Genomic DNA, 12,685 nt, shown 5'->3' with positions numbered 1-12,685 from the left:
TCCACGAACCACGCGAACCACACGAACCCGGCTCTGCCCCACCCGCTAGGCGGACGCTGCGTCAGGGCGCTAACTGGCGGCGGCTCAATCCAGGGAACCGCCATGCTCCAGACCGACAACCGCGCCGTCTACGACGAGGACATGAACCTCTTCCGCGACCAGGTCCGGAAGTTCTTCGACAAGGCGCTGACGCCCCACCTCGACCGCTGGGAGGAAGAGGGGCTGGTGGACCGGGCGTTCTGGCGCGCCTGCGGCGAGGCCGGCCTGCTCTGCCCGACCGTGCCGGCCGAGTACGGCGGCCTCGGCCTCGACTTCCGCTACAACGCCGTGATCGACGAGGAACTGGCCTATGCGGGCTCGTCGGCCGGCATCACCCTGCAGTCCGACATCGTCGCCGAATACATCGTCGAGTACGGCTCGGAAGAGCAGAAGCTGGAATGGCTGCCCAAGATGGTCTCGGGCGAGGCGATCACCGCCATCGCCATGACCGAGCCGGGCACGGGCTCCGACCTGCAGGGCGTCCGCACCACGGCCAAGCGCGACGGTAATGAGTACGTGATCAACGGCTCGAAGATCTACATCACCAACGGCCAGAACGCCGACCTGGTGATCGTGGTGGCCAAGACCAACCCGGACGCCGGCTCGAAGGGCATCTCCCTGATCCTGGTCGAGGCCACCCGCGCCGGCTTCAAGCGCGGCCGCAACCTGGACAAGATCGGCCAGAACAGCGCCGACACCTCCGAGCTCTTCTTCGAGGACGTGCGCGTCCCGATCACCAACTGCCTGGGCGAGGAGGGCAAGGGCTTCGTCTACCTGATGAGCCAGCTGCCGCAGGAACGCCTCGGCATCGCCGTGTCGGGCCAGGCCGGGGCCCAGCGCGCCTTCGACGAGGCGGTGAAGTTCACCAAGGAGCGGAAGGCCTTCGGCCAGACCGTGTTCGACTTCCAGAACACCCGCTTCACCCTGGCGGGCCTGAAGGCCAAGCTGCAGGCCGGCTGGGCGCATCTCGACTGGGCCATCGCCCGCCACCTGGAAGGCAAGCTGACCGCCGCCGAGGCGTCCGCCGCCAAGCTCTTCCACACCGAGCTGCAGTGGGAGATCTGCGACGCCGCGCTCCAGCTCCATGGCGGCGCCGGCTACATGAACGAGTATCCGATCGCCCGCCTCTGGCGCGACGCCCGCGTCCAGCGGATCTACGGCGGCACGTCCGAGATCATGAAGGAAGTGGTCGCGCGGACCATCTGACCGCGCGACGTCCGTGACGCGGCGGCCTCAGGGCTGCCGCTTCACTACCTCGCCGCCCTTCATCACGAACACCGGCTTCTCCAGCACGGTGACGTCGGCCAGCGGGTCGCCCTTCACGCCGACCATGTCGCCAAAGCGGCCGGGCGCGACCTGGCCGACCTCGTTCGCCTTGCCCAGGGCCTCGGCGGCGTTGACCGTGGCGGCCTGGATCGCCTGCAGCGGCGTCGCCCCGTAGCGCACCATCACCGCCAGTTGCTTGGCGTTATCGCCGTGCGGGTAGATCCCGGCGTCGGTGGCGAACACGTGGCGCACGCCGGCCTTCAGGCTCTTGCGGAAGCCCTCGCGCTGGACCTCGCCCACCTCGCGGTCCTTGGCGAGGTTCGCCTCCAGCACGCCGTTCTTCTTGCCCTCGGCCTGGGTGTAGTCGGTGTTGTAGATGTCCATGGCGAACCAGGTCCCCCGCTCCTTGGCGAGGCGGATGCCTTCGTCGTCCACCAGGCTGACGTGCTCGATGGTGTCGATCCCGGCGCGGATCGCGTCCTTGATCCCGGCGGCGCCGTGGGCGTGAGCGGCGACCTTCATGCCGGCCATGTGCGCTTCATCCGCAACCGCCTTCATCTCGTCGAGCGTGAGCTGCTGGGCGCCCACCGAGACGCCGCGCGAGAACACCCCGCCCGTCGCGCAGATCTTGATCACCTGGGCGCCGAACTTCTTGGCCTGCCGCACCTTGGCGCGGGCCTCGTCGGGGCTGTCGATGGTGTAGGGGCTCTTCTCGGCCATCGACGGCGGGAAGAAGGTGGAGTCGCAGTGGCCGCCCGTGGCGCCCAGCGCATAGGCCGCGCTGACGATCCGCGGGCCCGGGATGTAGCCGCCGTCGATCGCCTCACGCAGGCCCACGTCGGCGTAGAACTCGGACCCCACGTTGCGAACGGTGGTGAAGCCGGCCTCCAGCGTGTCCTTGGCGTGGCGGGTGGCGACGGCGGTCCAGAAGGCGTCGGAATATTCGAGGTAGTTGTAGCCGCCGATGCTGGCCACGCTGGTCAGGTGGACGTGCATGTCGATCAGGCCAGGGAGCAGGGTCACGCCGGGCAGGTCCACCCGCTCCGCGCCGGCCGGCGGCGCGTCGCCCGCCTTGCCGACCGAGGCGACCTTGCCGTCGACGATCACCACCATGGGCTGGTCGACGTAGCGCCCGCTCGCCGGATCCAGCAGCCGGTCGGCGGTGACCGCCACCGTCTTCGCGTCTGCAACGCCTGCCAGCAGCGCCGCACTCAGCGCCAGACCCCAAACTCGCCGCATCCTGATACTCCGTCCGATTGTCGCGATACCGCTTAGCACGCGCCCCGCTTGATGACAGAGGGGCGAGCCTCCGCTATCGGGTCCGGCGCGAGTTTCGAGGACGGTGCATTGAGCGAAGACACGGAAGCGCAGGGCTGGGCGACGGCGAAGACGCTGGCCGAGGCGCTGCCCTACATCCAGATCTACGACCGCGAGACCGTGGTCATCAAATACGGCGGCCACGCCATGGGCCAGGAAGAGGTCGCCAAGCTCTTCGCCGCCGACGTGGTGCTGCTCAAGATGCTGGGCCTGCACCCGGTGGTCGTGCACGGCGGCGGCCCGCAGATCAGCCGGATGCTGGAGCGCGCTGGGGTGAAGTCCACCTTCATCGACGGCCTGCGCGTCACCGACGAGGCGACCATGGAGGTGGCCGAGATGGTCCTGTCGGGCGCCATCAACAAGGAGATCGCCAACTGGATCACCCTGGCCGGCGCCGAGGCCGAGGTCCGCGGCGTGGGCCTGTCGGGCAAGGACGGCCGCCTCATCACCGTCGAGAAGGCGGTGCGGACCAAGAAGGACCCGGACAGCGAGATCGAGAAGGTCGTCGACCTGGGCTTCGTGGGTGAGCCGAAGGTGATCGACACCACCCTCATCGAGGCCCTGATCGGCGCCGAGGAGGACTACATCCCCGTGATCGCGCCCATCGGCGTGTCGGTGGAAGGCCAGACCTACAACATCAACGCCGACACCGTGGCCGGGGCCATGGCGGGAGCGCTGGAAGCCAAGCGCATGCTGCTGCTGACCGACGTGGCCGGCGTGCTCGACAAGGACGGCCAGCTCATCCGCCAGATGACCGTGGCCGAGGCCCGGGCCGCCATCGAGTCCGGCGTCGCCACCGGTGGCATGATCCCGAAGCTGGAAACCGCCATCGACGCGGTCGAGGCCGGGGTGGAAGCCGTGGTCATCCTGGACGGCCGCCGCCCGCACGCCATGCTGGTCGAGCTGTTCACCGAGCACGGCTCGGGCACGCTGATCTGCCGATGACGGGCCACCGCCCCCTCCACCCCTTCGGGGTCCCCCTCCCCCGCGTCGCAGGGGAGGTTTGCGGCCTCGATGGCTCTGTAACCTCCCCCATTCATGGGGGAGGGGGACCGCGGAGCGGTGGAGGGGGCGGTGTAGCCGCCCGGAGGATCGGAGCCCGCTCGCGATGATCGCCGACCTGCGCCATGTCGACACCTGGCTGTTCGACCTGGACAACACCCTCTACCCGGCCGAGTCCGGGTTCATGGCGGCGATCGTCGACCGGATGACCGACTTCGTGGAGCGGGTCACCGGCCTGCCCCGCGACGAGGCCTTCCGGCTGCAGAAGACCTACCTCGCCGAGCACGGCCTGACGCTGAAGGGCATGATGCTGAACCACGGCGTCGATCCCGCTGAGTTCCACGCGATCTTCCATGACATGTCGCTCGAGGCCCTGGCGCACGACGCCGACCTGCTGGCGGCGCTGCAGCGCCTGCCGGGGCGCCGGCTGATCTTCACCAACGCCGACGACGTCCACGCCCAGCGGGTGCTGAAGCATCTGGGGCTGGACGCCCTGTTCGACGATGTCTTCCACATCGGCTCGGCCGGCTATGAGCCCAAGCCCAGCCCGGCGGCCTTCGCGAAGATGGGCGAACTGCACGGCATCGACCCCGGCGTCACCGCCTTCTTCGAGGACTCCGAGCGCAATCTCGCGCCCGCCGCCGACCTGGGCATGACCACCGTGCTCGTCGGGCCGCACGCCCCGACCTGCGCCGCCCCGTTCGTCCACCATCGCACCGAAAAGCTCGCGCCGTTCCTGAGCGGCGCCCACCTGAGAGAGGTCGCCTGACATGATCGACGCCCTGAAGCCCGTGATCGAGGAAGCCTGGGCGGCCCGCGACACGATCACCACCTCCACCACGGGCCACTTCCGCGACGCCGTGTTCGAGACGCTCGACGCGCTGGACAGCGGCAAGCTGCGCGTGGCCGAGCGCGGCGCGGACGGGACCTGGACGGTCCATCAGTGGGCCAAGCAGGCGATCCTGCTGTCGTTCCGCCTGTCGCCGAACCGGCTGATGGAAGCCGACGTCCCGGGCCCCTTCTGGGACAAGGTGCCGGGCAAGTTCCAGGGCTGGACGCCCGCCCACTTCGAGGCCGCCGGCTTCCGCGCCGTCCCCGGCTGCGTGGTCCGCAAGGGCGCCTTCATCAACAAGGGCGTCGTGCTGATGCCGTCGTTCGTCAACATCGGCGCCTACGTCGACGAGGGGACGATGGTCGACACCTGGGCGACCGTCGGCTCGTGCGCCCAGATCGGCAAGAACGTGCACATCTCCGGCGGCGCCGGCATCGGCGGCGTGCTGGAGCCGCTCCAGGCCAATCCGACCATCGTCGAGGACAACTGCTTCATCGGCGCCCGCGCCGAGGTGGCGGAGGGCGTGATCGTCCGCGAAGGATCGGTGCTGTCCATGGGCACCTTCATCACCTCCACCACCCCGATCATCGACCGCCGCACGGGCGAGACCTTCCTGGGCGAGGTGCCGCCCTACTCCGTGGTCATCCCGGGCTCGCGGCCGAACGCCCACGACCCGTCGCTGCCCTCCACCTACTGCGCGGTCATCATGAAGCGCGTGGACGAGCGCACTCGCAGCAAGACCAGCATCAACGAGCTGCTTCGGGACTGACAGGGAAGACGGTTCACCCCTCAGGGGGCAACCAGGCGCCGCTCCTATGCTCTCGGATACGGCGTCCCGTCGCGGTGATGGTAGCCCTCGGGCCCCGTCACCATGTCGATGTCCGGATAGTCGCAGTCGTCGTTGTCGGGCTTGCGCGAGCCCACTTCCAGATAGACCGCATCCCGCGCCGAACGGTTCTGCAGATGGTGGCCGTTCGGAACGCCGGCCTTCCAGGCGGCGCAGTCGCCGGCCCGCAGGACGGTTTCGCCCTCGTCCTCCACCAGCACCACCTCGCCCTCCACGATCCACACGAACTCGTCCTCGTGCGTGTGCCAATGGCGCTGGCTCGACCAGCCGCCGGGCGCCAGTCGGGTGAGGTTCACGCCGAAGTCGGTCAGGCCCGCGGCGTCTCCCAGCTTGCGCCAGGACTGCAGCAGGCAGGCCTCGCGGAACGGTTCCGGATAGCTGCTGCCGCTCCGCGCCTCGACGGCGTCGATGTCGATCTTGGGCATGGGTCCCTCAGCGTTTTCGGCCGTCTTCGTCGGCGTAGGGCGTGCCGTCCCGGTGGCGATAGATGTCGTCGGGGCCGACGATCATGTCGAGCCCCGGATAGTCGCAGGCGTCGACGCCCGGCCGCCTGGACCCGACCTCGAGCAGCACCGCCTCGGCGTCCGACCGGTTCTGGATGCAATGCCCGTTGGCCACGCCGCCCTTGAAGCCCGCGCAGTCGCCGGCGCGCAGGACGGTCTCGCCCCCGTCCTCCACCAGTACGACCTCCCCCGACACGACCCTGACGAACTCGTCCTCGACCGTGTGCCAGTGCCGCTGTGCGGTCCACACGCCGGGCGCCAGCCGGATCAGGTTCACCCCGAAATCCGTCAGCCCGGCCGCGTCGCCCAGTTTCCAGCGGCGCCGTTCCCGGCACGGCGCGTCGAACGGCGGCGGATAGGCGCTGCCGAACCGTGTCGGCGCCGTCTCGCTGTCTATCTTCGGCATGATCCCCTCGCCTCTCCCGTCATTGCTAGGTAAGGCGAACGCATGCCCGCCGCCATAGACGCCGTCGAACTCACCCGCGACCTGATCCGCCGCCCGTCCGTCACGCCCGCCGACGCCGGCGCCATGGCGATCGTCGAGGAGGTCCTCTCCGGCCTCGGCTTCCGCTGCCGGCGGATGAAGTTCGGCGAGATCGAGAACCTCTACGCCCGCTACGGCGCGGCCGGCCCGAACCTCTGCTTCGCCGGCCACACCGACGTGGTGCCGGTGGGCGACTCCGCCGCCTGGTCGAAGGACGCCTTCGCCGCCGAGGTGGTGGACGGGCTGCTGATCGGCCGCGGCTCCGTGGACATGAAGAGCGCCATCGCCGCCTTCGCCGCCGCCGCCGCCGACGCCATCGCCGCGGGCAGGGTGACGGGCTCGATCTCGTTCCTGATCACCGGCGACGAGGAGGGCGTGGCCACCGACGGCACCGTCAAGGTGGTCGAGGCCCTGGCGGCCGAGGGCGAGGTGATCGACCACTGCATCGTCGGCGAGCCGACCTCGGCCGAGACCTTCGGCGACATGGTCAAGGTCGGCCGGCGCGGCTCGATCAACGCCGAGATCGTGGTCGAGGGCGTGCAGGGCCACGTGGCCTATCCGCACCGCGCCGCCAACCCGGCCCGGCCGCTGATCAAGATGCTCACCGCCCTGCAGGAGCGGAAGCTGGACGACGGCTATCCCGAGTTCCAGCCCTCGAACCTGGAAGTCACCATGATCGAGATGCCGAACACGGCCACCAACGTCATTCCCGGCGTGGCGCGGGCGCGGCTGAACATCCGCTTCAACCCGAACCACACGGGCCGCCAGCTCGCCGACTGGTTCGACCTGGAGGCGTGGCGCGCCTCGGTGGACTTCCCCGGCAAGATCACCGTCACCTCGTCCATCAGCGGCGAGGCGTTCCTGACCGAGCGCGGCGCCTTCACCGACCTGGTCGCCGCCGCCGTGGCCGACGTCACCGGCCGTGAGCCAGAGCTGAGCACCAGCGGCGGCACGTCGGACGCCCGCTTCATCCGCGCCCTGTGCCCCGTCATCGAGGTCGGCTTGGTCGGCAAGACCATGCACCAGGTGGACGAGCGCGCGCCGGTGGCCGAGATCCGCACGCTGCAGCAGGTCTACGCGCGGATCATCGACCGGTACTTCGCGGCCTGACGGTCCGGGCTAGTTGTTGCCGCCGATCAGGTCGCCCAGCCCGCCGAGGACCGAGCCCTCGCCGCGGTTGCCGCCCGTGCCGCCCGCTGCGGCCAGCATCCGGCCCGCGAGGCGCGAGAACGGCAGCGACTGGATCCAGACCTTCCCCGGACCGCGCAGGCGGGCGAAGAACAGGCCCTCGCCCCCGAAGAAGACGCTCTTCACGCCGCCGGCCATGACGAGATCGAAGTCGACCGTCGGGGTGTAGGCGGCGAGGCAACCGGTATCCACATGGATCTCCTCACCTGCCTTCAGCTCGCGCTCGACCACCGTCCCGCCCATCTGGACGAACACCCAGCCGTCGCCGTCCAGCTTCTGCATGATGAAGCCTTCGCCGCCGAACAGGCCGGTCATGACCCGGCGCTGGAAGGCGATGCCGATCTGGACGCCCTTGGCCGCGGCGAGGAAGCTGTCCTTCTGGCAGATCAGCGTGCCGCCCACCTGCGCCAGGTTCAGCGGCAGGATCGCCCCCGGCGTCGGCGAGGCGAAGGCGACCTTCGCCTTGCCCTGGCCCTGGTGGGTGAAGACGGTGGTGAACAGGCTCTCGCCGGTGATCAGCCGCTTGCCGGCGCCCAGCAGCTTGCCCATGAAGCCACCGCCCCCGCCATCGGAGCCGTCGCCGAACACCGTGGTCATCTGGACCGTGGAGTCCTTCCAGACCAGGGCGCCGGCCTCGGCCACGGCGCTCTCGCCGGGGTCCAGCTCGATCTCGACGAACTGGAGTTCCTGGCCCTTGATCTCGAAGTCGATGTCGTCGGCGACGCCGGCCTGGCGGTGGTGAACCCACGGGCTCTGGGACATTTTGGAGAAGCTCCTTGCTGAGTCGGCTCTATCTAGCGCCAGGATCTGGCGGCGGCAGCCGCAATCCGCTTCTGCGGGCTGGCTCCGCCCCCATTTCCACAGGCTCCGTCACCCTCTAGAACCCCGTTCATGTCAGAACCCAAACGCGGCTGGTTCCAGCGGCTTACCCAGGGCCTCACCAAGTCCTCGAAACAGATGGGCGACCAGATCGCCCAGGTCTTCGTCGCCAAGGCGCCGCTCGACCAGGCCAAGCTGGACGAGCTGGAGGAGATGCTGATCGAGGCCGACCTTGGTCCGCATTCCGCCGCCCGCATCACCGAGCGCTTCGCGGCCGAGAAGTTCGGCAAGGACGTGGACGAGCGCGAGATCCGCGAGGCGCTGTCGGCGGCGATCGGCGACGAGCTGTCGGGCCGCCAGGGCGAGTTCGATCCGCTGTCCGGCCCGCGCCCCTACATCGTCCTGTTCATCGGCGTGAACGGATCGGGCAAGACCACCACCCTGGGGAAGATCGCCACCGACCTGCGCCGCCGCGGCGCCAAGGTGCTGGTGGTGGCCGGCGACACCTTCCGCGCCGCCGCCGTCGAGCAGCTCAAGGTCTGGGCCGAACGGGCCGGCGCCGACTTCATGGGGCGGCCGACCGGATCCGACGCCGCGGGCCTCGCGTTCGACGCGGTGCAGAAGGCCCGGGACGAAGGCTACGACGTCGTGCTGATCGACACGGCCGGGCGCCTGCAGAACAAGGCCGGCCTGATGGAGGAACTGCTCAAGATCATCCGCGTGGTGAAGAAGATCGATCCCGAGGCGCCGCACGAGACGCTGCTGGTCCTGGACGCGACCGTGGGGCGTAACGCCCTGGCCCAGGAAAACATCTTCGGCAACCAGATCGGCGTCTCGGGCATCGTCATGACCAAGCTGGACGGCACCGCCCGCGGCGGGGTGCTGGTGCCGGTGGCCCAGGCGTCGGACAGCCCCATCAAGCTGGTCGGCGTCGGAGAGGGCGTCGACGACCTGCAACCCTTCGACGCGCGCGCCTTCGCCCGCACGCTCGTCGGCCTCGAGGAGTCCGCGCGATGAGCGCCGAAAGCCGCCGCCACTGGGTCCGCTGGTTCGTGGACTACGCGCCTCTGGTGGCGTTCCTGGCCGCCTATCTGGTCCTGCGCGACCTGCAACAGGCCACCTGGGCCCTGGTGATCGGCTCGGCCGCCGCCCTGGCCGTGGGCTTCGCGGTTGAGAAGCGCATCGCGCCGCTGCCGCTGATCGCGGGCGGCGCGGGGCTCGCCTTTGGCGCCGCATCGATCTTCTTCCACGACCCGCGCATCCTCAAGATCAAGCCGACGATCATGAACGGGGCCTTCGGCCTGATCATGCTGGTGGGCCTGCTGATGCGGAAGCATCCGCTGAAGCTGGTGCTGGGCGAGGCGTTCCAGATGCCGGAGACGGCCTGGCGGACCCTGACCATCAACTACATGCTGCTGTTCTTCGGCCTCGCGATCCTGAACGAGTTCGTCTGGCGCACGCAGCCCGACGCGGTGTGGGTGCTCTTCCGCTTCCCCGGACTGATGATCCTGACCGTGGTCTTCACCCTGACCCAGGTGCCGATGTTGATGCGCTACGCGAAGCCCGAGGACCTGCCCCCGCCGCCGACGGAATAGGCGGCTATTTGGGAAGCACCACGTTGGCCGGGCGGAGGTGCGGGGTGTTCAGACGCCGATAGTCGGGGTCCGGAAGGCCGCCGACGATCAGGCCTAGAATTCCCGGCCCATCCAGCGCGGCCGGTGGAGGTTCGCCGTAGAGCTCGCGCCAGAGAGCGGCGGCCTCTTCGTAGATGCGCTTATCCCGTCCCATGGTGTTCGCCCTGGCGGTCATGACGGTAAAACCGCTGAGCGCTTACGGCGTTCCCCTATAAATTGTAGTTAACTTCGGAACTTAGGGCGGCGACTTGGCGAAAAGGCTTCAGACACGGATGTCGATCAGCGATCCGGGGCGCAGGATCTTCTGCGGCTGGTCGGCCGGCGCGGCGGCTACGGACGCGGCGCGCTGGACCTGGGCGGCCTGAGGCGCGGCTGCGGCGGCTGGCGCCGCGGCGCCCTGGGCCTGGCTGAGCGCCGCCTGGAAGAACGCCCGCTGCGCCGCCGCCTTGCCGGTATCCTGGCGCTCGCCGCCCGTCAGGGTGGAGAGGGGCAGCATGTTGGGGCGGATCGGGTTCACGGGGCGCGCAACATGGTTAACGAGGTTGAGGCCAACCTGCCCCGGCTTGTTCAACGCAAGGTTAACGCGCGAGCTTCGCCAGACGCTCTGCGTCGGCCTCGGTCAGGGGGCCGGTGTGTTTGGCCAGCACCTGGCCGTCGCGGCCGACCACATAGGTCTCGGGGACACCGGTGACGCCGAACTCGACGCCGGCCCGTCCGTCCCGGTCCACCAGGGCGACGCCGAACGGATCGCCGAGGCGCGTCAGGAACGCCTGGCTATTCGGGGGCGCGTCCTTGTAGGCCACGCCGACGATCCGCACGCCCCGGCCCTTCAGCCCCATCAGCACCGGGTGCTCGATCTCGCAGGGCGCGCACCAGGAGGCGAAGAAGTTGACGATCATCGGCCCCTCCGCCGCCAGGGCGCGAATGGCCACCGGCTTGCCCTCCCTGAGGGTCGGCAACGTGAGGTCGGGAACAGTCTTTCCGACCAGCGCCTGAGGCTGGACCTGGGGATCCCGCTTCAGGGCGTAGAAGTAGAACAGCCCGCCCAGCGCCAGCAGGGCGACCAGCGGCAGGATGGCGAGCCAGCGGCTCAAGCCTCCTCGCTCCCCTGGCGGCTCAGTTCCTCGAAGCGCCGACGCCAGCGGCGGGCGTGACTGAGCGAAAGACCGACCATGGCCGCGAACACCACAGCGGTGATCACGAACGAGGGGACGATGAATTCGGCGTACTTGAAGTCGAACATGCTCAGCCCCGCGCCGCCCGCACGGCCGCCGCCTCGGCCCGGCGTCGCCAGACCTCGCCACGGATACGCACCAGCCAAAGCGAGCCGAACGCCGACATGTAGGCCAGGCCCATGATCAGCAGCGGCCAGAGGAAGACCGGGGCAAGGGTCGGGCCGTCCCCGCGGAACACGGAAGCGCCCTGGTGCAGGGTGTTCCACCAGTCGACGCTGAACTTGACGATCGGCAGGTTGATCGCGCCCACCAGCGCCAGGATCGCCGCCGCCCGCGCGGCCTTGGCCTCGTCATCCAGCGACGCCCTGAGGGCGATGTAGGCCAGGTAGAGCAGGAACAGCACCAGCACCGACGTCAGGCGCGCGTCCCACACCCAGTAGGCGCCCCACATCGGGCGGCCCCACAGGGCGCCGGTCACCAGGGCCAGGAAGGTGAAGGCCGCGCCAAGCGGCGCCGCGGCCTGCGCCGCGCAGTCGGCCAGCACATGCCGGAAGATCAGCGACAGGAAGCTCGCCACCGCCAGGCAGACGTAGACGAACATCGACAGCCACGCGGCCGGCACGTGGATGTACATGATCCGGACCGTCTGGCCCTGCTGATAGTCGTCGGGCGCGGTGAACCCGAGCCACAGGCCGATCACCGCCAGCACGACCGCGATGACGCCGAACATCGGCGCGGCCCATCGCGAGAAGGCCATGAAGCGTTCAGGATTGGACAGGAAGGCGGGCGCCCAGCTCATGCCAAGGCCATAGAGTCCACGCGCCCGCCGGGCAAGGTCAGAGGCCGTCGCGCGGTGGCTTCGGAGGCTCGGGCGGTTGCGGCGGCTCGGGCGGCAGGGGCATGCGGTGCGCCACCTTCATCGGGTGGGGCAGCATCATGGGCCCCATGCTGGGTCCCACCATCATCAGCATCGGCAGGGCGTCGAACGCCTTCTTCTGCTTGGCGTCGAGCTGGCCATAGAACGTGCGGATGGCCGCGATCCTGCGGCTGGCCGCCGCCTGCTGTTCGGCGAGCCTCGCCTGCATGTCGTCGAGCCGCTGCAAGGTCGTCCGCGTCTCGTCCCGGTCGAATTTCACCATGTGGTCGCGGTGTGCGCCCTCGGCCGGCTTCGTCGCGTCGATGAACGCCTTCAGCGCCGGCTCCTGGTCGGGGCGGAGTTGCAGGATGTCCTTGAGGTGCTCGGCGTGGCCGCCGCGGCCGACGTAGACATGCCGCCCGTGGCCGTCGCCGCGGTAGATGCGGACCTCCCGGCGTTCTTTTCGCTCGGCGTCGTCCGACCGCTTCGCAGCGGCCTGGCTGTCCGCCGTGGCCTCGCGTTCGGCTTCGGCGGGGCCAGCGGCGATCGCGGCGCCGGCGGAGAGGATGAGGGCGGCTCCGGCCAGGAGCCAGGTCTTGGGCTTCGACATCTGTCGCTCGTCTCCCGTGTCTCGAGTTCCCTTCGAGCGCCAAGCTCAAGCTCAGCATGGGGCGGAAAAACGGCGCTCGGGATTAAGCTTTCTTCATGTGCCTCCGACCGCCG

The 12,685-nt window shown here is 69.3% G+C and carries 17 protein-coding genes; 7 read left to right on the top strand and 10 right to left on the bottom strand.

Annotation, left to right across the window (positions count from 1 at the left end):
* Positions 1-102 precede the first annotated feature (102 nt).
* Positions 103-1,245, top strand: coding sequence for an acyl-CoA dehydrogenase family protein (locus DJ019_RS07250; protein WP_111275301.1), 1,143 nt, complete (start codon positions 103-105; stop codon positions 1,243-1,245).
* 27 nt (positions 1,246-1,272) lie between these two features.
* Here the strand turns inward: DJ019_RS07250 and DJ019_RS07245 are convergent, their stop codons facing one another.
* Positions 1,273-2,544 (bottom strand): Xaa-Pro dipeptidase, encoded by a 1,272-nt coding sequence (locus DJ019_RS07245; RefSeq protein ID WP_111275300.1) that lies wholly within the window; start codon positions 2,542-2,544, stop codon positions 1,273-1,275.
* A gap of 108 nt (positions 2,545-2,652) precedes the next feature.
* On the opposite strand from DJ019_RS07245, the gene argB reads away from it, so the two are divergent.
* The 3 genes from argB to dapD all read left to right on the top strand — a co-directional run bounded on the left by argB (position 2,653) and on the right by dapD (position 5,225).
* Positions 2,653-3,567 carry an acetylglutamate kinase gene (gene argB / locus DJ019_RS07240; RefSeq protein WP_111275299.1) on the top strand — a complete coding sequence of 305 codons (915 nt, stop codon included), beginning with the start codon at positions 2,653-2,655 and terminating at the stop codon, positions 3,565-3,567.
* A 163-nt stretch (positions 3,568-3,730) separates the two neighbouring features.
* Positions 3,731-4,393, top strand: a complete 663-nt coding sequence (locus DJ019_RS07235; protein WP_111275298.1) for a pyrimidine 5'-nucleotidase — start codon at positions 3,731-3,733, stop codon at positions 4,391-4,393.
* A 1-nt stretch (position 4,394) separates the two neighbouring features.
* A complete protein-coding gene (gene dapD, locus DJ019_RS07230) occupies positions 4,395-5,225 on the top strand; it encodes a 2,3,4,5-tetrahydropyridine-2,6-dicarboxylate N-succinyltransferase (protein WP_111275297.1) in 831 nt (276 codons plus the stop codon).
* 44 nt (positions 5,226-5,269) lie between these two features.
* On the opposite strand, the gene DJ019_RS07225 is transcribed toward dapD, so the two are convergent.
* Positions 5,270-5,728 (bottom strand): cupin domain-containing protein, encoded by a 459-nt coding sequence (locus tag DJ019_RS07225; RefSeq protein ID WP_111275296.1) that lies wholly within the window; start codon positions 5,726-5,728, stop codon positions 5,270-5,272.
* 7 nt (positions 5,729-5,735) lie between these two features.
* Positions 5,736-6,212 (bottom strand): cupin domain-containing protein, encoded by a 477-nt coding sequence (locus DJ019_RS07220; RefSeq protein ID WP_111275295.1) that lies wholly within the window; start codon positions 6,210-6,212, stop codon positions 5,736-5,738.
* A 42-nt stretch (positions 6,213-6,254) separates the two neighbouring features.
* Here DJ019_RS07220 and dapE point away from each other — a divergent pair, with 42 nt between their 5' ends.
* A complete protein-coding gene (gene dapE, locus DJ019_RS07215; protein WP_111275294.1) occupies positions 6,255-7,400 on the top strand; it encodes a succinyl-diaminopimelate desuccinylase in 1,146 nt (381 codons plus the stop codon).
* Between the two features lie 9 nt (positions 7,401-7,409).
* Here dapE and DJ019_RS07210 read toward each other — a convergent pair whose 3' ends face one another.
* The gene (locus DJ019_RS07210; protein WP_111275293.1) at positions 7,410-8,240 is read right to left on the bottom strand and encodes a TIGR00266 family protein; all 831 of its coding nucleotides are present in this window, start codon (positions 8,238-8,240) and stop codon (positions 7,410-7,412) included.
* A gap of 129 nt (positions 8,241-8,369) precedes the next feature.
* Here DJ019_RS07210 and ftsY point away from each other — a divergent pair, with 129 nt between their 5' ends.
* Together ftsY and DJ019_RS07200 are read left to right on the top strand one after the other, a co-directional pair.
* On the top strand, positions 8,370-9,314 hold the full coding sequence (gene ftsY, locus DJ019_RS07205) for a signal recognition particle-docking protein FtsY (protein ID WP_111275292.1): 945 nt from the start codon (positions 8,370-8,372) through the stop codon (positions 9,312-9,314).
* Positions 9,311-9,892: an inner membrane-spanning protein YciB gene (locus DJ019_RS07200; protein ID WP_111275291.1), complete on the top strand. Its 582-nt coding sequence runs from the start codon at positions 9,311-9,313 to the stop codon at positions 9,890-9,892. Before ftsY ends, DJ019_RS07200 begins: the two co-directional genes overlap by 4 nt.
* Before the next feature lie 4 nt (positions 9,893-9,896).
* Here DJ019_RS07200 and DJ019_RS07195 read toward each other — a convergent pair whose 3' ends face one another.
* The 6 genes from DJ019_RS07195 to DJ019_RS07170 all read right to left on the bottom strand — a co-directional run bounded on the left by DJ019_RS07195 (position 9,897) and on the right by DJ019_RS07170 (position 12,572).
* Positions 9,897-10,085: a hypothetical protein gene (locus DJ019_RS07195; protein ID WP_133255258.1), complete on the bottom strand. Its 189-nt coding sequence runs from the start codon at positions 10,083-10,085 to the stop codon at positions 9,897-9,899.
* A gap of 108 nt (positions 10,086-10,193) precedes the next feature.
* Entirely contained in the window at positions 10,194-10,448 is a 255-nt protein-coding gene (locus DJ019_RS07190) for a hypothetical protein (protein ID WP_133255257.1), read from the bottom strand.
* A 61-nt stretch (positions 10,449-10,509) separates the two neighbouring features.
* Positions 10,510-11,025, bottom strand: a complete 516-nt coding sequence (locus tag DJ019_RS07185) for a DsbE family thiol:disulfide interchange protein (protein WP_111275288.1) — start codon at positions 11,023-11,025, stop codon at positions 10,510-10,512.
* Positions 11,022-11,174: a heme exporter protein CcmD gene (gene ccmD, locus DJ019_RS07180; RefSeq protein ID WP_111275287.1), complete on the bottom strand. Its 153-nt coding sequence runs from the start codon at positions 11,172-11,174 to the stop codon at positions 11,022-11,024. Before ccmD ends, DJ019_RS07185 begins: the two co-directional genes overlap by 4 nt.
* Positions 11,175-11,176: 2 nt before the next feature.
* Positions 11,177-11,905, bottom strand: a complete 729-nt coding sequence (ccmC, locus tag DJ019_RS07175) for a heme ABC transporter permease CcmC (protein ID WP_111275286.1) — start codon at positions 11,903-11,905, stop codon at positions 11,177-11,179.
* Between the two features lie 37 nt (positions 11,906-11,942).
* The gene (locus tag DJ019_RS07170) at positions 11,943-12,572 is read right to left on the bottom strand and encodes a Spy/CpxP family protein refolding chaperone (protein ID WP_111275285.1); all 630 of its coding nucleotides are present in this window, start codon (positions 12,570-12,572) and stop codon (positions 11,943-11,945) included.
* Positions 12,573-12,685: the final 113 nt, after the last annotated feature.

The organism is Phenylobacterium kunshanense (assembly GCF_003254525.1).
In the GTDB taxonomy this organism is placed as follows: Bacteria; Pseudomonadota; Alphaproteobacteria; order Caulobacterales; family Caulobacteraceae; genus Phenylobacterium; species Phenylobacterium kunshanense.
The sequence above is the reverse complement of the archived record's forward strand: the minus strand, read 5'-3'. Positions and strand labels throughout refer to the sequence as shown.